The organism is Bacteroidota bacterium (assembly GCA_016720935.1).
GTDB lineage: Bacteria > Bacteroidota > Bacteroidia > AKYH767-A > 2013-40CM-41-45 > JADKJP01.
Genome location: JADKJP010000002.1, coordinates 96,718 through 120,255, shown reverse-complemented (window position 1 = coordinate 120,255; position 23,538 = coordinate 96,718). Strand labels below are relative to the sequence as shown.

Here is a 23,538-nt window from a genome sequence, read left to right as displayed (position 1 = left end):
AAGCTGTTCAATCAAAGTTCTTAATCTAATTTCATTCTTAATTCTGCAATTCTTTGATTTAATCTCTCAGGATTTCTTCCATAAAAAGTAGGAGCGCTTGATATTACAAGATATTCCAAAATCTCTGTTGTGTCACTTAGCTGACTAATGTTTTTTACAGTAATGTTTATCATAGCTGTCTTGTATCTTATTAATTGTTCATTTTCAATACTCATAGCAAAGTCAAAACACTTTTCAGGGGTTGTAAATTTTTCCAAGCCCCAAGCAAGCTTAAAGTCTGCATAATCTCTCATTCCTCTCTTCTTTGGAAAATAATAAGCAGCACTTACATACCATGAATTTTGATTTTGAGATTGATTGTTGTCCATGATTACCTTATTCCAAACAATAGCTGTGTATATTGAGGTGATAGATTTGTGTCGGTCATTATTATGCAGTTTATCATAAACTCCGTAGAATGTATCTGAAAGTTTCGGTGCTTTATCAATTTCTTTTACAAATGACTTTATCTCATCTTCTGTATAATATTTTTTCCATTCGGTGGTAATATACCAGTAAGAGCCAAGCATAAATAAAACAACAAGAACAAGTAGTCCTAAAATTATCTTGCTCATTTTTTTTAAAATTCGTTTCATTAATGTTCGAATGTTTCAAGTTAGCGATACCGTTTGTTCGGAGCGTATTGGTTGCGCATAATGGGAAGGTTGCTGAAGTGCCGATCTTCCGTATTTCGCTATGGAAAGATACCTTGTTTGAGGCATTTCAGCAAACGGTTGTTGTTCGCAGTTTTAATGGGTTTCTTCAATAACCTTTAGCTCCTGCAGTTTTAATAAAAATCTATTGCGCTAATCTTCGATTGACGCTGTGGATTTTTTTGTCAGGATTGCAGATAGATTCGCCCGGGTTCCATGTGTGTAAGTGGTAAAATGGAGCTTTTGATTTTATTCTATTTTATGCGGTTGTGACTCCGGTTTTTATCCCCGAACTTTGCCATTCATTGAATCGGAATTCATTAAAACAAGTTTTATTCTTTCCGATTCAATGAATGGCTGGCGATAACGACAATTTCCTTTTAAACTTTTACGTCCCAGGGCGCTTCTTGCTCGCAAGACTGAAAACTGACAGGACGAATGCACCCTAATTAAAATTGCGAACTACGTTTCAGTTTACGCTACTAGTTGCGTATATTCCCAGAATTCATTGACTTTATGCAATCGAATAACCTCCGTTCCATTTTCGCTAACTCTATTCATTCACATACTTCAATTTTCTGAATTCCTGTACAATTGAATTATTAGTTTATATTTAATGATGTGAATATTTTTCTCCGAAAAACCCGACAAAATCCAGCCCTCCCAAAACTACCACTTCCCCCCAACAATAAATAGTTAAAATATGCTCAATTCTCCTCCCTGTACAACATCCTCCCGATCCTCCCTTTATCTCCCAAAGCCCGTCCTTTGATCAGCCAGGCGATGCCGAAGGCGTTGAGGGCGATGGTTTCGAAAAGGAGGGTGGAATAGGTATATTTATAATGCGCGAAAATTGGAATTAATACCAGGCAGGAATAAATGGTATAACCGCAGGTCCGGTAAATATTATTTTCGTTGACGATGCTCAGGGGAATGTTCTTGTTTTTTTGTTGTCCGATGGTAAACACATTGATGGACATGTTCGCGAGAATAATAAAGAAGACCGCCGCGAAACCGTAATGCAGCCAGCCCAGCCAATCGTAGGGTAAGGGAATGATGGTGTAAATCTTCCGGGTGTAATCATCCGGCTTCGTCGGAAAAAGCGCGACACCCAGGGCCATTACACCGGCGATATTCGTCATCAGGTTATCGTTTTTCCAGAATACATGATCCTTGTACCCGACATACCGTATCAAAAACAAACTCACCGCGCACAATGTCCCCGTAAACAGCTCCCTGAAATTCGTATAGTAATAATCACTGATACTCGGCTGAACCTCCGTCCCAAAAAAATGAACCCCCGACAGCCCCACCAACACCCACGGCAAACCCGCCCCGAACGTGCCGATAGATTTGCGGATGCGACGGTAGGAGGTGATGGTGGGGGGAATGGGAGATGCCATTTATTTTCGCTCTGTAATTTTAAAGATTCTTATTCTGATGGTATTTTCCCTTGTCCATACTTAACTTACCAAGGCCGGTTTTATATTCTAAAGCTGCATAGCTCGTAGTTTCCTGGCGCACATGGTTGCCCGGCAAACTACAACCAGCGTGGGATAGTATTGGATTCTGTGTTTCTCATTTTGTGCTTTCTGCATTTCAAAATTATTGATATAGAACATCTTTTATCTTGAAATCTCTTTTGATAAAAATCAATAGAAAAATTAAATGATAATATCTTAGACTGTTACAAGGAAACTATAAATAATAGCTTTACATTAATTGTATCTTTAGCAGTTAGTAAATTTTTTCCTTTAGCGCATTTAACGTAGTTTCATTTTTTTTGCATGTTCGCCAATTGATAGAATTGAATTTGATTTAATCGTTTTAAAATAATTATAACATTCAAATAGAAAATCATTCAAGTAATCAAGGACTTGAGTATCATATATTGATGTGTTCTTTGCCTTAATAAGCTTGATCGTCTTTAACAACTTTTCATTTGCATCAGCTGCAAATTTTACTATGCCGCTTTTCGAATATCTTTTGACGCAAAATTGACCATATTTCATATCATATTTTTCATAGAATTTAGGTTTCAAAAATTAAAAGAATTACCAAACTTTGAGTCCGGAATAATAAATACAATCCTTTTCATTCTGCAAACTAGTAATGCGCTTGTACAGAATGGACATGGCTCTAAAGTAGTATATATTGTAGCCCCTGCATCAATTTCATCATATGAAGTCGGATCATTGAAAAGCATAGTTCGATAATAATTTTCAACTGACATTTTTCCATTAACTCTAGGCCGCTTTAAATTTAATTTATTAATCGCTTCATTTAATGAAAGTTGCTCTGCATGTAGTAGTGGGTTACAATAATTATGAATTTGATTTTGCTGAAGTGCCAAAACGTCTCCATCAGAATTATCAATAATGCAAGAAAAGATATTTAAGCCCTTTGAGTGGGTTAGCTCTTGATCAGTATGAATAAATTGATAATCAAAATTTTTGTATGCTAAAGCCATTAAGCCTAAAAAGGCAATTGAGTCTTTCTCTGATTGGTAAAAAGTTTTAAAATTTTTCATAGTTATCAAATTGGGGTCATTGCTTTTTCACCTTACTTATAAAGTCACCAATATCTAAATTGTATCCGATTTGGAGTTGATTGAATACTCCCTTTTTTCCTTCGGGCTGCAACAAACCATTATATATTCCTCTAAGAAACAATGTGCTTAATTGATCGGGAAAATGGTACGTTAATAGACCATCAACTTGGTAAAATATTTTTGATCTTGAGTTTGAAATCAAACCAGAGGCATTGGATACGGTTTGTCCAAAAAGGCTAGCGTTTGTCTGAAATGAGAAATTATTAGCAAATCTCATTATAAATCCGAATTGCCCCCCAATATTACTTAGTGTTATACTTTTCAGTGTCGCATTTACAGTGTCATTCTTTTGAGCAATTTTAACCGCACTTGATGAATAAATAAAATTTAGAAAAAGTCTATGTGGGGTACGAGTGTGGGCGGATAAAATTCTGTAGTTCCACACTCCAAATGTCGCGTCCCAGGAAAAATTTGTTCTTTGAAACAAACTAACTCTATCTACTTCTTGGTTCATTGAATCAAGACGATAAATACCATTATCATCTGCAAATTTCTTTGTGTTCATTTTAATTCTGAAAAAATGAAATAGGATAGAGTTAGATTGACAAATTGGCTTAGTATTTAATCGATGGGTAAAATAACCCTCTGTTTCAACTATTCCATTCTTTTGATTGTCCGACAAAGCATAAAAATCTGTAAACAATGAAATATTGATTAATTGGTTTGCAGAGATTCCTTGTAAAATATCGAATCGTCTTCCATTCGTCGAATCACTTGTTAGTGTTATCTCCTTTGTGTCTTCGGGTGGAAAAAAACTGGCCACTTTTCCCTTGATAATTTATTACATCTGTTAAAATAATATAGTTTGATCCATCTGTTTCCTTTATAAATACTTTTTGCCCGTTTTCATTTGCAACTTGAAAACACTTTCTTGCTTTTTTCTCACCCACAAGATCTTTTAGGCTAACTATATTTAAATAATCAAACTCCCTACCATCCTTTGCAAATATTTTTATATCATAGATATAGCCATCCTTCATAGTTGTATATACATTTTTAATTTCTAATTGTCCAATTTTATCCAGCGTTTCATGATTGGCGTTTTTCTTTGAGGTACAATTTGATTTACCTCCCAATTTATCATTATGTAAAGTACAAGAGGTTTTGAGTAAAACCAATTCTCCCAATTTAACTTTTGCATTTGCGGTATTAATAATTTCTTGTTTCAGAGGGTTGGTTTTAATATAACCTATTGCCCAATTATATAGTTCCTCTCTAATTGGTTTTGCAATTGTATCTGACACATTGAGTTTTTTAAAAAGGACTAAAAGTTGTTTATAAAATAGTGTTGGCGAAAGATCATCGCCATATGTTGCAGTACTTTTAACTGTAGTGTCTCTAGTAGTATTTATTGAAATGTCTATTACAGTAGAAAAATTGGAGCCGGTACTATCCTTATTTATTAAAAAATACTTGAGTGTATCTAAGGGATTTGTATTCAAAAGCGGGTTACAAGTTCTGCACGATGCAAAACCGAGTTTAGGAAAGTTATTATTTAGTGGAAGAAAATTAAATAGTGTATCTCCTTTTCCTATGAAGATAAAGCTATCTAATTGATTTCTTTGAAAATTAGTAAAAGTAGTATTAGGAGATTTTAATTTGACTAATGTGTCAACTTTTCTGCTTCCCAATTCAATAGATAATGATATATAAAATTCATTGTCTTTAGTTTCATCTGGGGTCAAAATCAGGGTAAAAATATTGTCATTATTATCAATTGTGAAGTTTTTTTTCGAATTACCGAAGCTTGTATTTATGAAAATAAACATGAATGCTAGGGTTAAAATTGTTTTCTGCGTTTTCATAGGCTTATCGTTAGGATGGACGTTTAATGAAATATTTGAAAATTTATTTTACAACAACAATAAAATCAAGTCAGAAATATTTTTTACGATAAATATAAAAAATGAAATAAATTAAGATCTTCAAATTATTATAATCGTATATTAAATTAGATCGCCCAATGAATAATATTGAAGTACTAAGTTATAATTACCAAACATTGTGAATGTGTCCAATTAAATCTGTTTTATAAAATCAATTACGAAAAGTAATAATATCTCTAGAATTATAAATGGATGTGAGTGAATCAAGCATTGATAAGCTGACAAATAAAAATTTGTTGTATAATAATATTACTTCAAAATATTGATTGTTTTTAAAATCTAAAATATAAATGAAATATATTATAGGCATTTTTCCTATTTGATAGTAAAATAAATTCTTGAACAGGGGGTAGATAGTGCAGCCCCAGGGGGGAGAAAAATAAATCCGATCCAAAAATAAATCGAATTAATCCAAAGAGGGGGGAGAAGAAATGAGGGGGAGGGGTGAGAGATTTTTGCCACGAATGCACGAATGGGGACGAATTGGGACGGAGTCCTGAATGGGGAAAAATTTCCTAAAAGGGGAATTATTAGTTTTCGTGATCATTGAAATTTTGATAAAAACGGGCTTTTTAGGGGTCGGCACAGTGATCGCAGGGGGCGCGAGCCGGATAAAGGGGCGGATTGTGTTTGAAGCTCATTCATTGAATGAAACAAACACGAAATCTTCAGGGTGCTGCGAATAAAACCCGATGAATTTTAAACTCTACTCCTTATCCGCGCACAAAAAAATTATTTGAAGGACGATAATTAGTATTCTATTATGTGCAGGCCGGGTTTGTGTTTATCTAAATTGATTTTATTTCTGCTGGTGTTTTCATCAGTGAAAAATCTGCGCGCGCAATGCAGTGAGTTTTACATCAGCGGCACCGCGGCATCCAGCGCCTGTAAAGAAGCTGTCGAAGATGTCGTGTGGATCAGCGCGAGCTCTTCTCTGCGCAATACAATCAGCGGAAACAGTCTGACGAAAGCCAGTAGTAATAACAACTGGGATGGAAATGGTTTTTCATACCAGTCGGTCAGTAACAACGGTTACATGCAATCCACCGTCGTGGAAGTGAACCGCGAACGTGTCTTCGGTCTCAGCTCCACCGACGCGAGCTCTTCCTATACTTCTATTCAATACGCTTTTCACCTGCTCAACACCGGCAGTCTGCAAATCTATGAAAGCGGTGTCTCCCGCGGATTATTCGGAACCTATGCTGCTTCCGATGTCCTCAAAATCGCTGTCGAAAATTCCATCGTAAAATATTATCAGAACGGAACACTGCTCTACATCAGCGCCGTCACTCCTACCCTCCCACTCTATGTCGACGTGTGTACACGCGCCGTCGGTGCTACAGTATGGGATGTGAAAGTGAGCAACGGAAACACCGGCACCTTCAACGCCACCGGAACAAATGCCGGTACCAGTCCTTCCTATCAATGGCAATTGAACGGAAGTAATGTCGGTACCAATAGTTCGACCTATACCAACACTTCCCTGGTGGCCGGAGATGTACTTACCTGTACACAAACTTCGGATGTCGACGGTTGCTCTCCTTCCACTCTTTACAATTCCAACCAGATTCTCATCGGCGATCAGAACCCTACGATTCAGAACGCTTTTTATATTACAGGAACCGCTGCCGCCAGCGCCTGTAAAGAAGTTCTTGAAGATGTCGTCTGGATCATCGCTTCTTCTTCAGCGAAAAATCAGATCTCCGGAAACTCGCTCGCGAAAATTACCAGCAATGGTAACTGGGACGGCAACGCGTTTTCCTACCAGTCGGTTTCCAACAACGGCTACATGCAATGTGTCGCGACCGAAACCAACAAAGACCGCTTGATCGGTCTGAGCTCGACCGACGCGAGCTCGGCAAATTCCACGATACAATTTGGTTTCCGTATGGGCGCCACCGGAAATCTCAACATCTACGAATCCGGTGTAAACCGCGGAACATTCGCGACCTACACGACAGGCGATATTTTGAAAATCGCTGTTGAAAGTAATGTCGTTAAATATTATCTCAACGGCGCGATGATCCATATCAGCGCTGTGGCTCCAACACTTCCGCTCTATGTCGATGTTTCCCTTCGTTCAGTGGGCGCGACCGTTTCAACGGTACAGGTGAGCAACGGAAATACAGGAGCATTTACCGCGGTCGCTACCAATATGGGCCCCTCGCCTACCTATCAGTGGACGATTAACGGCAGCAATACAGGAACAAACAGTCCTACCTATACCAATACTTCTCTTCCCAACAGCGACGTGGTCAATTGTATCATCACGCCTGACCTGGGAGGTTGCAGCAGCGGTTATGTTTCCAACAACGCGGCTGTAGGCGACATCAACCAGACTTTACAAAACGAATTTTACATCACAGGAACTCCGGCATCGAGCGCCTGTAAAGAATCACTGGAAGATGTGGTGTGGTCCATCTCCGCTTCGGCAGGGAAAAATAGTATTCTTGATAATACGCTCACAAAAATTGCAAGCAACTCGGTATGGGACGGAAACGGATTTTCCCTGCAAAGTGTCGCGAACAACGGCTACATGCAAACCATCGCTGAAGAAACAAACGAAGCCCGCATGATCGGTTTGAGCAATACCGATGGTGGTCCGGGATACAATACCATTCAATACGCTTTTTATCTCACGAATACCGGAGCTTTGCAGATTTATGAAACCGGCACGAGCCGTGGCGCGTTTGGTACTTACACTACCGGCGACACTTTGAAAATCGCGATTGAAAATAATGTCGTAAAATATTATAAGAACAGCACCGCTGTTTACATCAGTAATATCGCGCCTACACTTCCTTTGTATGTCGACGTTTCCACAAATTCCATCGGCGCGACTGTTTCCGATGTGCGGATTTCAAACGGTAACATCAGCACTTTCACTGCAAGCGGAACAAATCTTGGTCCGGCTCCTGTTTATCAGTGGCAACTCAACGGCGTGAATGTCGGAACAAACAGTACGACGTATACCAATACCGGATTAAACAACAACGATGTCATCACCTGTCTGGTTACTCCGGATCTTGGTGGTTGCAGCAGCAGTTTGTTTTCTTCAAACAGCATCACCATCCGCGATATCAACCAGACTCAACAAAACGCGTTTTACATTACCGGTAGTCCGGTTTCAACGGCTTGTCGTGAAGCGCTGGTGAATGTGGTTTGGGTGATCGCTTCTTCGGGTGTAAAAAATACCATCAACGCGAATACACTCACTAAACGTACCAGCAATGGTAACTGGGATGGTAATGGATTTTCGTATCAGTCGGTCGCGAACAACGGTTATATGCAAACAACCGTAGCAGAAACCAACAAATCACGAATGATCGGTTTGAGCGCGACGGATGTGAACAGCAATTTTACATCGATACAATTCGCATTTTATCTGATCAATAACGGATCGCTTCGTATTTATGAATCCGGAACAAACCGCGGAACATACGGAACTTACGCAACCAACGACGTCCTGAAAATCGCCGTCGAAAACAATGTTGTGAAGTATTACAAAAACGGAACCTTGTTGATGACAAGCGCCGCGACACCAACACTTCCCTTGTATGTCGACGTCTCGACGAATTCAACGGGAGCGACAGCCTCCAATGTAAAAGTATCGAATGGAAATATCAGCACGTTCACCGCTGTAGGAACAAATCTCGGCGTAGCGCCAACGTATCAGTGGACATTGAACGGATCGAATGTGGGCAGCAACAGTACGCTCTATACAAATACAGGATTGGTAAACGGTGATGTTATCAATTGTATCGTCACTCCGGATCTTGGTGGTTGCAGCAGCAACGCGTATGCATCGAACAGCATAACAACGATAGAACCCACCAACGGTACCACAACCTGGATCGGTACCACTACAGCATGGAACACTCCTGCCAACTGGACGAATGGTGTTCCGAACAAATACAACTCAGCGATCATCACCGGCGGAACAAGTAATCCGGTAATCTCGACCAACGCGATTGTGAACAGTCTCACGATCGGCGCGGGAAAAACGCTTACCATCAATACCACCAAAGCGCTGGATGTGTACGGAGACATTACCAAAACGGGAAACTTTACGCCAAACTCCAGTACGATTACGCTGTACGGCTGTTCAGGACCGAATACGATCACTTCAACCGCGGGTTTTAGTTGTTACAACCTGGTCATCAACAATACGTATGGAGTTACGCTTGGCGGAACATCCAATGTGACCGTCACAAACGCGCTTACATTGCAGGATGGTATTGTCTCTACCGGAAGTAATTATCTCATCGCTTCCTCCACAACCGCGGCCAATCTTACTTATGTAAATGGTTTTGTGAATGGAAATTTGCGTCGACACATCGCGAGCAATACGAGCACATACGATTTTCCATTGGGCAACGGAACCAATACTACCGACAGACACGTCGCTTCCATTCTGAATAATTCCCTGACCGGTGTAACTTATATCAATTCAAGTGTCGCGGATTTTGTACAATCGGCACCGGATAGTGATCCCTTATTGAACACAACACAGGGTGGAATTCCTATCATTGCAACCGTTGGTGAACAATCCGGAGAAACTGTTTTATGGACATTCACTCCGAATGCGTCGCCAACAGGAGGTTCGTATGGAGTAAGATTATCCGTTGAAAACACGACACTTTCCGCGAGCGAAGACAATTATTTTGTTCCCATCAAACGAACGCTAACAGTATCGTATGGTGATTTCTCCACGTTTGATATCAGCACTGCTATTCCCAATATTGGAGCAGCAGGAAGAATTTACAATTCGGGAACCGGTTATGGTGAACGTTTGGGTTATACAACTTTCTCGCAACATGCATTGGGTAAAGGAAGCGGAATTCCATTACCGATCGAGCTCACCTTCTTCGACGCGAAATTAATTGAAGACATTGTTTCTCTTAGCTGGAACACAGCATCCGAAACAGACAATGAATATTTCACCATTGAAAAATCCAGGAACGCGGAAGACTACGCTGAAGTGGTGAAAGTACCAACACTGGCTCCCGGTGGAAATAGCACGACTTTGCTTTGTTATTCAACAAATGATGAACAACCTTATGAAGGCTTGTCGTATTATCGTTTGAAGCAAACAGATTTCAACGGAAGATTTACTTACTCTGATCCAGTCGTTGTGAGATATGAAAAGCTTTCGGGCTTTTCTTTGAATGTGTATCCGAATCCAAGTTATGGAGATGTAGTTCATTTTTCCATTGAAGGAAAGAAAAATCAGGATGTGAAACTTTTGCTGTATGATTTATATGGCAAAGAATGCTTCTCCGGATCATTACAAACAGAAGCGGATCAGCTGAGTGTCTATACCATGGATCCTTCGGTATTGCCCGGTCGTGGAATCTATATTGTAAAAGCGCTCAGTGGGAAATATTGCAAGAGTAAAAAGCTGATCATTAAATAGTCTTAGGAATCGGAATTCCGTGATCAGTGTTTAATAATTATTTTTCTATTCACAGAATAATTCTCTGTTTCTATATTCAGTATATATAAACCATTCGCAACTGAACTCAGATCCAGATTTTTCGACTGACTTTGCATTATCATCTGGCCCATTGTATTCATGAGTCTTACATGGAATGTTTTTGATTCTTCCGGCAACTGAATTGTAATTTTATCTTTTGCAGGATTCGGAAACACCTTTACAGGAACTTGCATTTCCTCTTCTTGAATATTCGTAGAACTGCAGTTTCCAATTGTATAGGAAAACGCGACTTCCCCGTTGTGATGAAGTCCGCTCAGGGTATCTGCAGGCAAGTATGAACGAACAAAATCCACAGTAATGCAAGACGGTGTAACATTTACGCGAATGTGTCCGGTACCACCAATGGTGTCTGCTGTATAAGCATCCGCATTGGCAAGCATCCCGATTTCGTAGGTAGAATCACTGGGCATCGGCACTTCCTGGTATGTCACGCTGTCGAGAATTTCATGCGCATACAAATGATCATGACCCTGGAAAAAAATGTTTACACCATTATCAATAAACAATTGATGAATCGGTTTCGACCAGCCCGGACGATTTGTGGGAAATGTGTATGGTCCGCCAAGAGATTCATATCCTCCCCATTCGAATAACTGAGCATTCGTAATTCCTCCGCGTCCTTGTCCACGAATGTGATGCGCAAAAACAAATTTGTATTGCGCGGTACTGTTTTGTAAAGTGTTTTCAAGCCAGGTGTATTGAGGTAATCCCAATGACCAGTCCCAGTTTTTGGGTTTGGGAGATGTATCGTTTTCATCTCTGTACACATCGAGCACTACAAACAATGCATCACCCCAGGTCCATGCGTAATAATTTTCGGGATTACCGATGCCATAAGGCTCTATGTCGGTATTCCCACTATAGAAACTGTTGGGAAACGGATTCGGATAATAATATTTTCTCCATTGTGTCGCCCAGATGCAAAGATTGTTTGGCGGATTTTGCGCCATGTAATAATCATTCTCTCCTTCATGATTTCCCAGACATACATAAAACGGAACCGAATGGCAAATGCTTCCGAGAAATGGCCGGTAGGCAAGATGTAATGAATCAAGTTCGTGAGAGGTAATGCTGTCGGGCTCATGATCATCGCCAAAAATATCGCCCAGCGAAAGCATAAAATCCGGGTTGTCTGCAGCTTCGTTGTTTAGCGTGAGCTGGTAAATACTTTGAACACCTTTTTTATCGTACAAATGTTCGTCGGCTTCTACAGTAAAAGAAAAAGAGCTTCCCGGCGACCTTTGTGTATGGAATTTATATTCCTGTCCGGCAGTGAAGGCTCCGCCTCCATTCAATCGTGTTTTAACTCTGTAATAATACCGTGTATCGGGAAATAAATTCTGTAAATCGATTTCATCGGGTGTATTGGCCACATTGCTGATCACTATTGTACTGTCGGTATAGTTTCCGGACTGCGTTCCGTAAACAAAATAAAAATCAACATTCTGATCAAATAGAATGCTGACGGTGATGGAGACATCGGTGGGTCTTCCTAAAATGATGCTTTGGTTTTGTCCCAGAACTGCTTCACTTTTCCCAATTAAAAACAGGGACACGATTAAAAAAGCAAAAAGCCCGGTAGCCGAAAACCTTCGGGTAGACAATTCTTTCATTTTGATTAAAATTATGGTTTACCGACCCTTCCCGCAGCTTAAAACACAATTTGCCGGTTAATAGCGCCCTATAGACCGATGCGGGTAAAGATGGTTTAAGCTGAATTTGAAAATTTTTAGGGAATTTAGGACAAATCGCTTCAGCTTGTACAGATCTATATTTTCCTATGAATAATAAATCCAAATGAATTATTTCATTGAAAATCGAGGGTTATCCTTTGGGAAACCGGGTTTATTTCCGGTAATGAATCCTGCAGCCTATACTTTTTGCTTCGGTAACGGAAACAGGTTTTCCCTGTAGTAATTCTTGTAATGCTGTGTCGACATATGATTTTGCGAGCTCGGGATGTTCTCCGTTGTCGTCCATTGCTCCGTTGTAACGCACGACCCACTCGTCATTTTCCTTCCAGATTACAAAAGCCTGCGGTGTGTAGCTCGCCCCGAAATCTTTGCCCACATTTTGAGCGGCATCGAGTAAGTAGGGAAAATTAAAATGATCGCGATCGGATTTTTCACGCATAAGCTCAAACGATTCTTCTTCGTACACGAGTGTATCCATCGAATTCACAGCGATCAATGGAACTCCGAGTGAACAATATTTTGTGTTTAGGTCATTGAAGCGCTGAGAATATAATTTTGCAAAAGGACAATGATTGCAGGTGAAAACAATAATAAAGCCTTTCGCATCCGGATAATCAGAAAGTGACACAATTTTTCCGTCAACATTTTTCAGACTGAAATTGTGAACGACCTTCTTATCTGGAATTACAAATGAGCTCAGCAGCGCTACAAGCAGAAATAGGAATACTTTTTTCATCGAAAATTATTCTTTGATGAATTTGATTGTTTCCGGCTTTTTATTTTTCGTATCCGTGATGGTCAGAAAATAAGTTCCCGGACGAAGCCTGCTGATTTCTAGTCCTTGTTGGATCTGTGGTTGCGGCATCATGATAAGCGCTTTTCCATTTACATTCGTAATCGTCGCGTAATAGACAGGATTTGTCTGGTCTTTCAAATCGATATACAATCTGTCTTTCGCGGGATTCGGGTGAACAGAATAGTTATTGTTGGTCAGTGTTACATCTTGCAGTCCAGTTGTGGATGGACCAACAACAAATTGTCCCATCATGCCTTCATCCTCATGCAAAGCGATATGACAATGAAACATAAACGGATGTTGAAGATCGGCATAATCATCAAACTTCGCGATGAAGCGAACCGTTTCTCCGCCTTTTACCAGCACTACATCTTTCCAGCCTTTTTCATGATCGGGAGGCGCAATTCCATTTCTTGTAAGAATATAAAATTCCACATCATGAATGTGAAAAGGATGCGCGAAGATGGAATTGCTGGTGAGCTGCCAGATCTCAGTGTTGTTGAGGGGAACAGTGTAATCAATCGTATTCAGATCAAAAAGATGATGATTGAGAATAAATGCGTTTGGTCCCAGGATATTCGGAACACCCGTACTATCCGTGAGCGTAATCACACGTGTGAGGTTCGCACTTGACTCATCGTAAAATGTATTTGTTGTAAGTGTTGCAGGAATTGCGGTGATGGGCTGACTTGTCGGAGCGCCAACATTCAAATGCAAAACTCTGAAATCAATTTTTCCCAATGCGTTCGCGAAAGGACCGTTAGGAAAATTTTCTCCACCGGGAATAAAATTAGATAAAGTAGAATTGTAGGCTTTCAAATCAAATGATGAGGATGCTTGTCCGGAAAAGTCAACAAGAATTTCCACACGCTCTCCTGCGGAAATTAAAAAACGTGTTACAGGAACGGGATTGTCCACCAAACCCCCGTCTGTTGAGATCACATAAAATGTTCTGTTATCACTGAAGCCGAGATTATACGAACGTTCGATTGCTCCGTTCAAAATTCGGAAACGCACAACCTGCGCGGGTACCGAAAACTGCGGACGCAGAACTCCATTCACCATCATTGAATCTCCATAGGGAACATCCACGAATTGATTTGATGTATTGATATCGCGATCCGTGAGTACAAGAGGAATATCATCGATGCCATATGTTCGTGGTAATGGAAGCGCGCTTTCTACAGAATCACGCACGATGATAAGCCCGCCGATACCTTGTGTAATCTGATGCATGGTTTCCATGTGCAGATGCGGATGAAACCAGAACAATCCGGCATTGTTTGTCACCTTCCAGTAAGGCTGCCACAATGTTCCCGGAGGAATCACCTGGTGCGGACCGCCGTCCATCACCGCAGGCAAATGCATGCCGTGCCAGTGAATTGTTGTGCTGTCGTTCAGATTGTTTTGCACGTTCATGTGAACGGTATCGCCCTTATTGAAAAACAATGTCGGTCCCCAGATATCACTGTTGATTCCTCCGGTGATGGTTTGGTTTCCGGCAGGAACGACTTGTCTGAAGGTGTCCCTGACTGTCAGGTTAAAAGTGGTTCCGGAGAGTGTATCAGGAATCCGCAGGTCATTATATACCTGTGCCTGAGCACTTAGCGTCAATAAGAATGCTGCAATTGGAAAGAGATTGATTTTTTTCATAACCCGAAGACTGACGTATAAGGTTGATTAGATGATAATCGGAGGAAGAACTTGCGGCAACATCAGGATTTTTTATCAAAAAAAGAAGCGCCTGAATTTCGATTTTCCGTCAGTATTCCTCCAAATAATCAAATCAAAAAAACGGAGTATCTGAGAAATAAAAAAGCGGGGTCTCCCACAATGAGGCCCCGCTCAAATAAAACCCGACCGGTTTTTAATAATGAAAACGCAATGCCACAAAAATATTTCTTCCGGGAGCGTTGATGCCGCTCGCGAATGTTCTGTATTGTGTGTCGAAGATATTGTCAACGCCCGCCTGAAGCGTTAACAACTTATGCACTTTATAGCCTGCGTGAAAATTTAATGTGAACCATGCAGGCATACCATCAGCAGTCGCGTATTGTTCATTGTCTTCACCGTTGAGATAATAATCTTTCAGTTTTTTCCATCCGTTAAAATTCACAAACATATCCGCTCCGAATTTTTCATAGGTATATTTCAAACCAAGGCGAGCCATAAAAGGAGGAATGTGATCCAATGGAGAATTGGAAGTGTCCGTTTTCACGCGTCCATATGTATAATTCATACCTATGATCATGCGGAGATTATCAGTACACTGCGAAGTCAGGTTTGAAGAAAATCCATAGATAAACGCTTTTCCTTTGTTCTGATTTGCATACACCTTACTCATCGAACCATCGTACTGAATTGAATCCTGTCCGTTGAATGTAAACTCATCAGTAATAATCGCGTCTACAAATTGTGTGTAATAGACGTTATTTTCCCAACTCGTTTTTTCATTGTAAATTTTCGTGATTCCAATTTCTGTCGTAATGGTTTTCTCCGGCTTAAGATCGCTGTTCGGAACTATGACAGCTCCCGGCGCGGACTCAAAAACTTTTGCAAGGTCATCCACATTTGGGGCACGGAAGCCGGTTGAAAGCAACAGGGATAATTTCAGATCATCTGAGGGTGATTGAATCAATCCAATGCTGCCTGAATAAACCGGGTTGCTTTGTTCCGCTTTTGTAAATGGCAGGTGAAAGAATGACGTATCCTTAAATGTTGAATTCAAAGAAATAAATCCCAAACGCAAACCGTCAGTCAAAGTAAGCTGATCATTGATTCTCCAGGTATGAGAAAAATAAACCGCCGCGTTCATCATGGTGTTATCGCCATCTGGATAGCGTGTATCAACCGGCTCCTCAGATCCGTTTGTAATGTCTTCTTCCGTTGCAGTCGATTTGAGCGTATTGTACTGTGCATCTAAACCGAGACGCAATGTGTGTTTGTTTGTGGTTCTCTTGAAGTCAACATTAAATCCGATCACATTAACCTTTTCGATACGGTGTTGTTTGTGGTCGTTATTAAAACGACGCGTGTGTCGGCTTTCTTCGATGTTCTGCAAATTCAGTCCCGCATGAATGCTTTGGAATTTCGCCGAAGAATTGTTTACATTAAGATCATACGCCGCGAGCAATCTTGTTTGCGGACCGTAATACCATTCCGCGTATTTCAGTCCGGTTGAAGACGGATCTGTCAGACGATCGTAACGCGGCACATCAGTGGAAGTGGAATATTGAATATTCAATCCGTGTGTCATGTGCTCTGATGCTTTGTAAGCGAATTTTTGCATGAGGTCAATTTGTGAAAATCCGCTTTGTACCTGTTTGTAACGGTCGCTGTTCTTCACGAGAGAATCTTTTCCATTGATGCGCTCCACATAATACAATCGTTCACCGTAGGAAGATGTATAAAAAGGATTCTGATTCTCTCCACCTTTCAGATCATCAAATACGGAATACGTGAAAGAAGTAAGAGATGCCAGTTTTTTTCCTCCGATATTAAAATCAACATGCCCGGTGAATTCATCATTCACACTTCCGTATCGGGTCATGGCATTTACTTTTAGATTGGTCTTTTCATCATCATCCGTGAATGAAGGGCGTTTTGTGTATAGGCTGACCACACCTCCCAATGCGTCGCTGCCATAAACAGTAGACGCAGGACCAAACAAAACTTCGATACGATCCAGCGAGTTGTTGTCGGTGGTGACGATATTCTGGAGATGTCCTGAACGATAGATAATATTATTCATACGCACTCCGTCGATGACCAATAAAATCCGGTTTGCTTCAAAGCCGCGAATGACGGGGCTTCCACCTCCATGCTGGCTTTTTTGAACAAAAACACTTCCTGTGTTTGCAATGATATCTGCAGTAGACTGACAATGTAAATCGGCGATTTGTTTCGCATTGAGTGTTTGAATTTGCTGAGCGACATTTCGTTTCGACTCTTCCGATTTGTTCGCGGAAATGACGACTTCGTTCAGGTTAATATTTTTTGTTGAATCGGGGGAAGCGTTTTGTGCAAATGAGTTTTGGAATTGAAGAATCAGCAATACTAAGATCGCGCGGTAAATATTTTTCATTTTTGGATTTTTTGCGTTCGTAAATAATAGCACAAACAGAATGAGCGGAAATGATTCCGTCATTTGTTTAAAATAAGATCAATAGTTCTTAGGCTAGTATTTTCGGAGGAGGAGAATCCTGGTCTCTTGAAAAAGAAACCGCCTGCTCATCAAAGCGAAAAAACGAATACTCGTTGACGGTATGCAAAAAAGAAACCGGTTCTGAATCGGTAATCAGATAGGTTGTGGTTAGTAATTTAACAAGGTGGGCAGGTAGATCACCTTGTTGTTGTCCATCGGATGTTGCCAATGCTTCAATCCAATCAATCAGATTTTCCTCAGAAGCATCGTGAAATACATTAAGAATGATCTGTCCCGAAGAGTTGGAAATGTACCTGAAATCATAGAGCTTACCATTCATTCGCAACTCATGGTCGTTGATTTTTGAAGAATTAAAATCCGCCTCTGACAAAACAATTTGTTCTGTTTTTCCTGAACCGGAATCAAGTTGATGAAGAGCAGATTTCTGAATTCTTACCTGTTGGATCTGAAACAAAAGCAATAAACCACCGGCTTGCAGGAGCAAAATTGTAAGCAGGGAAATATAGGTGGCTTTCTTCAACTCGAATGAAATGTTCGGGTAAATATATAAAATGTTTAATAATTTTTGGTATCCATCAGCTTTCCGTTCTGATAGGTTTCTTCCTTTTTAAGCGTGCCGCTTTCATCATAATATTTCCAGGTGCCGGATTTCTTTCCATAGAAATAACCCCCTTCCGTTTCAATTATTCCATTCTCTCTCCACCACGTCCATTTACCGTGCTCACCCTTTTCATTGTAATGCGCGATCTGGCGGATATTTCCGTTTTTGTAATACCAGGTCCATTCGCCAAATTTTTTATCGTCACGGTTTTTTCCTTTGACTTCGATATTTCCGTTGGGATACCAGCGTATCGATGTGCCATTGGGTTTGTCTTCGAGGTATTCGATCCTGCTTTGCAACTTGCCATCTTCAAACCAGGTCTTGCTCATCCCTTCACGAATTCCGTTCCGGTAAGGCATTGAGCTTTTCTTTTTACCATTTTCCCAATATTCAATTTTCGCAGTGTATTGGGCAAACAAAACATTCGCGGATGAAAGCAGTACAACTATTAAAAAGATTTTAGCGCGCTTGTAATGGTTCATATTCGGTTTCCCTTACTCATGCTCCGACAATCAATTCGTCAACTGAAGGAGGATTCTCTGTTTGTACAGGTATATTTTGGGGAAGAATAATTTTGCTCTGCCCCGGAAAATAATCCTGACCAGGCCTGAGGCATTTCAGATGAAAGGAAAATCATCAAATGATCCCCAAGGCCATTGGAATCACATGAAAGATAAGGCTTTTTTTTCAAAAATGTTTGATTTTAGTCATGAGTGGTATATGATTTCCATACTAAGCAAAGTTTCACACAAGCTACAATTTGACCTCTGTTAAGATGTCGGAATTGAAAATAGAAACGGGAGATATCACAGTATCATTGTAGGGTACGGTATCTCCATATCGTTGTTTCAACAACTTTCTCGCCTCCGGATCTTTAAAATCAAATTCTTTGAGTAGTTGTAATTTGCCGATTTCGATGCCCAGCGCATCACGATACATTTTCCAGATCAGTTCAGAGCAATAGATTTCATCGTTACTCCAACTGAAATATTGATCGTAATCTTTCTGGTAAAATGTATCCTTCGCTTTATGTAGTTTTTTTACGTTTTCCGGCGTCAGGATATTTGCGGCCTCTTTTAATCGCTTCACAACATAGGTCTGATCTTTTCCGTGAGCGATCCAGCGATCCAATGCCAGTTCGCGTACTTTCGAAGAGGCCTCATAGACAAAATAATCCTGGTCGTATTTAAAAATGATTCCGCAATGACTATAAGGAGAGTGTGTGGCCAGTTGTATCGCCTTGCTCTGAGCAGATTCTGATGTCTGAAAAATCAGATCTCCGGTTTGCAATGGCAATTTCCGGGTGGCATCCCTGGCCTCCTTTTCGTTTTTATTAATATTTGCCTTTACTTCGCCTTCTTCGTTTTTCTTACTGGTAAAATAAAAATTTACAATGTTCGCGGCTGCGGCAAAGGTTAAGAAAATCAACAGCCACCGTCCTCTTTTATCCATTTTTAAAAAATATTTACGGATTCAATATACTAAGGTATAAATCCTTTCAGAATGTTTTAACCAAATTAAATTTTCAGATGAATCAATTCTGCGCTATTCACACAAAAAGAAAAGCAAATCAAAGACAGATCGAATTGTGTAACACGGATATGTTGAATTTTAAGGAAAAAAGATTGGTCTCCCGGATCTCAAATAAGAACGCGGATCCTTTCAGGGTTACTTCACTTTTTCGAGGTCCATTCCACATTTTGGACAACTCGCGGGCTTTGAAGATGTGATTTCGGGGTGCATCGGACAGGCAAAAACAACAGAACTTTTACTATCCTTCACTACACTTTTAACAGCGAAAAACCGGAAAGACAAACCCAGTGTTGCCTGCAACTCAGAACCAACCTGTGTTTTGGTCACATATTGATACACCGGAAAATCATACAGTCCGTATACAGTAAATTTCCCCTTTGTAAAACTCAGCTGTGGCGTAAAGAATACTTTTTTGTATCCTGTCGCTTCCGGATCATAATTCAAATAAGCATACATGAGAATGTCTTTGTTCAATTGCATTTTATCCATCCATTCTCCCCTTAACTGTAGTGTAACGCCCAGTTTTTCGAAAAATGTTTTCCCGCAAACAAACCCACACTGGAAAAATCGCCAAGTTTTTCTCCAAGAGGGTTCCAGCCCTTTGTAATATAAAACGCATTTGCAAAAAAGCGCCAGTTCTTTTGAGGATAACCACGGAATAAAAACAAATAAAAGATAACGTCCTGTGCTCCTGATGTGAGTTGTACCGCCTGCGGGTTGGTGACATAATAGGTCATCCCGCTAAACGGTTCGACATTGCCTGTAGAGTCGTTGTAAGAACCAAGCGGAATTTTATAGCCAAGTCCTACTGTGACTTCCGTTCTCTTTTTTTCTTCGGTGAGATTGATGATATCATACCTTGGAAAAAGTATGAGGTCGCCGATTCCTTTACTTGAATATGTGGTTACGGGGTTGTTGTGTAATCCAACTTCTTCTTTTACAAAATAATTCCCTGTTTCAACCGACATTGTAAAATGCTTTGTCACGCCATAAGCAAGACGGAAATACTGATACGTGCTGTGGAAACGATCGAAATATTTCGCTGTATCCGGAGAGTCTTTTGAATAAAATTTATTTGTATTGATAAACTGAAAATTGGTGTTCAATTCCACCTGTCTCTCAAGCAAGACTCCTTGTGATGCTCCTCCCGCAATCGGACTGCCACTGCCACCTGCGCAACATTGCGCGCTTATATTTTGCCGGACATTTATAAAAAGCAAAAACAAAAGAATAAGATACCGGATTCCTGTTTTCTTACTTAGCATAAACAATAAAATTGAATTATTCGAATTTGTATTAAAAGTAAAATCTTCTTTACTTATCAGTGAACAATATTGATCTTTATCGTTTTTCCGCGAAACCCGTCGTTATACCGGATAAAATAAATTCCTGTTTTATAGAGTGAGAAATCCATCGGGATTTCATTTAGACCGGCAGAAAGCTGTCCGGAAAACAGGCTTGCTATTTGTCTTCCTTCTGAATTCATTAGATGGATGTCAGCAAAAGTTGTTTTTGAAAGTTCGCATTTCAATATTGTCCTTCCATGAACAGGGTTGCTTTGAACATTCAGCTGAGGAATGTTTGCGGAGCGTTCTTCGATATCAGTTGTGATCAATGCCGAATCAATCGCAGCCTGAAGTGATGGAATGTCAACTGTGTTTTTTCCAATATAAAAAACTTTATGAGCGATTCCTCCAAGCACAACAATCAAAGGCATGCCGGTAGTTTGATAGGGTGTCATGGAAATCGCTGCGTCAGAAAATATTTTCGCGTTGGTCAGGTGATTGGCATTGGCCCAACTCATCAATGAAGAACATGGAGTATCGCCGTAATCATCTGTCAGATAAAATCGAACACGGTCAGGTTGAGCTGTGTTGTAACTTTGCACAACATTGTATGTTGTCATTGATGGAGCCACGCAATTGATGCAAGGCATCACCCAACACAACACAATTACCTTCCCGGAATTTAATTCAGCAAACAAATCATGACTAGAGCCTGAACAATCGGTGCTGATAAAATTGACGGGGGTTTGCGAAAACAAGGGTGATGTAATCGCGATAAACAAGAGGGAATACAGGAGCTTTTTCATCTTTGTATTGGTTCTGGTTATGGACCTTCCCGGGAAATAATTTTCCCAAAAAATAATATTAACCTATTGGAAATGACCAACACATGACGATAGTCATCCCATTGGAATGACATTCCTGACCCCCTTGAAAATTGGTTTAATGAGGCGCTTTTTAGAAAACTTTCTTTGGGAAAACGTTAATTCGTCTGTATGGAAAAACGAATAGAATCCGGCCAAAACGAATGTCCGGCTTTCTTTTGTGTTTTCGTGAACTTCGGGGACCTTCCCTTATTTCACAACTTTTCGCACCATCGTTCCGCTTTGTGTTTTGACACGAATGAAATACACACCATTCGGGAGAAGCGTGGTTAATAGTTTTGTTTCAGTATTGAATTTTTCGAAAAAGATTTCTTTGCCGCAAATATCGATGAGCGATAATTCCGCGTTTTCGTTTTTGAGTTCCGAAGAATTCCATTTTACAACCAACTCATTGCTGAATGGATTTGGAAATACATCCAGCTCACCCGCCGTCGGATTGTTTTCATCAATCGCAGTGTTTATTCCTTCACAATATTTTATGATCCAGTAATCGCTGCTGTGATTCCAGGCGTCTTCTGTTTTATCACCTCCGGCGACTTCATTATCACTTGATACAATGAGATAACATTTATTGTCTCCCAGTTCCATGGCCAATCCGATTTCATTATGACCCATGGTGTACACTGTTTTTTCCCACTGCAAATTCCCCACAGAATCAATCTTGATTATCCAGGGTTGCTCGACACCGAGGTTGTTGTCACTTTTATCACCGCTTGCATTCGAATAGGATGTCGCGCCGAGAAGATAACCTCCGTCGGTTGACACGCGAATGCCTGAAAATTCATCTTCATTTCCGGAGCCTCCGAAATCTTTATCCCATGAAATGTTACCGCTTGTATCAACCTTGATAATCCAAAGATCGTATCCGCCCTTACTCGGCTGAGTTTTATCTCCGCTTATTCCCGCCACCGACCAGCCAGCGAGAAGATATTTTCCATCCTGCCCTCTTTCCATCGTCTGGAAATAATCGTCCTGTGTGCTGCCATAATCTTTGTCCCACAAAATATTTCCGGAAGCGTCGATGCGCACAATCCAGTAATCCATAAAACCACGATTGACAGTAGTTTTATTTCCGCTGATACCAGAGCGGCTTTGTCCGCTGAGGATGTATCCCTGGTTTCCGATTTCTTTCACAGTATAAAATCGTTCATACTCAGAACCACCGTATACCATGTCCCACTGTTTTACACCGAGGCTGTCGGTCTTGATCACCCAGAAATCTCCTATACCAAAATGTCCCTGCGTTTTATCGCCGCTCACACCGGAGCGTGAATCTCCACAGAGCAAATATCCTCCGTCGCGTGTTTGGATCACTGTTCGCATTTCATCATCATCAGAACCGCCGAAGTCTTTGTCCCATTGAACATTTCCGTTTGCATCTACTTTCACGATCCAATAATCGACTCCACCACGGGAAGGCTGAGTTTTATCGCCGCTGACAGGAGAATCAGATCCTCCACCAAGTATATAGCCACCATCAGACGTGGGAGCGATCGACACAAAGTGATCATCGTCGTCTCCGCCGATATCTTTCTCCCAGACTTTGTGTCCTCCGGTATCAACTTTCACGATCCAATAATCGAAAGCGCCTATTCCATGAATGTGTGTTGTCTTGTCTCCTGAACTGTCAGATGCTGTTTTTCCCGCGAGAATATATCCCTGATTTGATGCAGGACAAAAACTCATAAGGTAATCTCCGGCAGATCCTCCGTAGCGATGATCCCAGACCCGCGCCCATGACAATTGTGCAAAACTGACGTTTTGTTGAATCAATAAAAATAAGAGTGTGATTTTCCAGGAGGTTTTCATGTGTCTTTTTTTTAAAACAATGCACTGCAATGTTTGCAGTGTTTTGACCGTGATTATTCTGAATTTCCGGAATGCCCCCTGGCC

At 40.6% G+C, this 23,538-nt stretch carries 17 protein-coding genes; 1 reads left to right on the top strand and 16 read right to left on the bottom strand.

All coding sequences use genetic code 11. The features are described from left to right. Positions 1–20: 20 nt before the first annotated feature. From IPP86_00835 to IPP86_00815, 5 genes are all read right to left on the bottom strand, one after another. Positions 21–635 carry a hypothetical protein gene (locus tag IPP86_00835; protein ID MBL0137057.1) on the bottom strand — a complete coding sequence of 205 codons (615 nt, stop codon included), beginning with the start codon at positions 633–635 and terminating at the stop codon, positions 21–23. A 764-nt stretch (positions 636–1,399) separates the two neighbouring features. Continuing rightward, positions 1,400–2,095 carry a hypothetical protein gene (locus IPP86_00830; GenBank protein MBL0137056.1) on the bottom strand — a complete coding sequence of 232 codons (696 nt, stop codon included), beginning with the start codon at positions 2,093–2,095 and terminating at the stop codon, positions 1,400–1,402. A 635-nt stretch (positions 2,096–2,730) separates the two neighbouring features. Further along, entirely contained in the window at positions 2,731–3,222 is a 492-nt protein-coding gene (locus IPP86_00825) for a hypothetical protein (protein MBL0137055.1), read from the bottom strand. A 16-nt stretch (positions 3,223–3,238) separates the two neighbouring features. Beyond that, positions 3,239–3,808 carry a hypothetical protein gene (locus tag IPP86_00820; protein MBL0137054.1) on the bottom strand — a complete coding sequence of 190 codons (570 nt, stop codon included), beginning with the start codon at positions 3,806–3,808 and terminating at the stop codon, positions 3,239–3,241. Between the two features lie 205 nt (positions 3,809–4,013). Then, entirely contained in the window at positions 4,014–5,108 is a 1,095-nt protein-coding gene (locus IPP86_00815) for a hypothetical protein (protein MBL0137053.1), read from the bottom strand. Positions 5,109–6,012: 904 nt separating this feature from the next. On the opposite strand from IPP86_00815, the gene IPP86_00810 reads away from it, so the two are divergent. After that, on the top strand, positions 6,013–10,605 hold the full coding sequence (locus IPP86_00810) for a T9SS type A sorting domain-containing protein (protein ID MBL0137052.1): 4,593 nt from the start codon (positions 6,013–6,015) through the stop codon (positions 10,603–10,605). Between the two features lie 23 nt (positions 10,606–10,628). Here IPP86_00810 and IPP86_00805 read toward each other — a convergent pair whose 3' ends face one another. The 11 genes from IPP86_00805 to IPP86_00755 form a co-directional block, all read right to left on the bottom strand. Next, entirely contained in the window at positions 10,629–12,242 is a 1,614-nt protein-coding gene (locus IPP86_00805) for a T9SS type A sorting domain-containing protein (GenBank protein ID MBL0137051.1), read from the bottom strand. A gap of 289 nt (positions 12,243–12,531) precedes the next feature. Next, positions 12,532–13,116 carry a thioredoxin family protein gene (locus tag IPP86_00800; GenBank protein MBL0137050.1) on the bottom strand — a complete coding sequence of 195 codons (585 nt, stop codon included), beginning with the start codon at positions 13,114–13,116 and terminating at the stop codon, positions 12,532–12,534. Positions 13,117–13,122: 6 nt separating this feature from the next. Continuing rightward, the gene (locus IPP86_00795; GenBank protein MBL0137049.1) at positions 13,123–14,829 is read right to left on the bottom strand and encodes a multicopper oxidase domain-containing protein; all 1,707 of its coding nucleotides are present in this window, start codon (positions 14,827–14,829) and stop codon (positions 13,123–13,125) included. A gap of 214 nt (positions 14,830–15,043) precedes the next feature. Continuing rightward, entirely contained in the window at positions 15,044–17,260 is a 2,217-nt protein-coding gene (locus IPP86_00790; GenBank protein MBL0137048.1) for a TonB-dependent receptor, read from the bottom strand. Positions 17,261–17,348: 88 nt separating this feature from the next. Next, positions 17,349–17,861 carry a hypothetical protein gene (locus IPP86_00785; protein MBL0137047.1) on the bottom strand — a complete coding sequence of 171 codons (513 nt, stop codon included), beginning with the start codon at positions 17,859–17,861 and terminating at the stop codon, positions 17,349–17,351. Positions 17,862–17,896: 35 nt separating this feature from the next. Beyond that, positions 17,897–18,424, bottom strand: a complete 528-nt coding sequence (locus tag IPP86_00780) for a toxin-antitoxin system YwqK family antitoxin (GenBank protein MBL0137046.1) — start codon at positions 18,422–18,424, stop codon at positions 17,897–17,899. A gap of 271 nt (positions 18,425–18,695) precedes the next feature. Next, a complete protein-coding gene (locus IPP86_00775; GenBank protein ID MBL0137045.1) occupies positions 18,696–19,394 on the bottom strand; it encodes a YiiX family permuted papain-like enzyme in 699 nt (232 codons plus the stop codon). 216 nt (positions 19,395–19,610) lie between these two features. Beyond that, the gene (locus IPP86_00770; GenBank protein ID MBL0137044.1) at positions 19,611–19,955 is read right to left on the bottom strand and encodes a hypothetical protein; all 345 of its coding nucleotides are present in this window, start codon (positions 19,953–19,955) and stop codon (positions 19,611–19,613) included. A gap of 20 nt (positions 19,956–19,975) precedes the next feature. Next, entirely contained in the window at positions 19,976–20,740 is a 765-nt protein-coding gene (locus IPP86_00765; GenBank protein ID MBL0137043.1) for a hypothetical protein, read from the bottom strand. Positions 20,741–20,796: 56 nt separating this feature from the next. Continuing rightward, on the bottom strand, positions 20,797–21,567 hold the full coding sequence (locus IPP86_00760; protein ID MBL0137042.1) for a T9SS type A sorting domain-containing protein: 771 nt from the start codon (positions 21,565–21,567) through the stop codon (positions 20,797–20,799). A 267-nt stretch (positions 21,568–21,834) separates the two neighbouring features. Continuing rightward, positions 21,835–23,454: a T9SS type A sorting domain-containing protein gene (locus tag IPP86_00755; protein MBL0137041.1), complete on the bottom strand. Its 1,620-nt coding sequence runs from the start codon at positions 23,452–23,454 to the stop codon at positions 21,835–21,837. Positions 23,455–23,538: the final 84 nt, after the last annotated feature.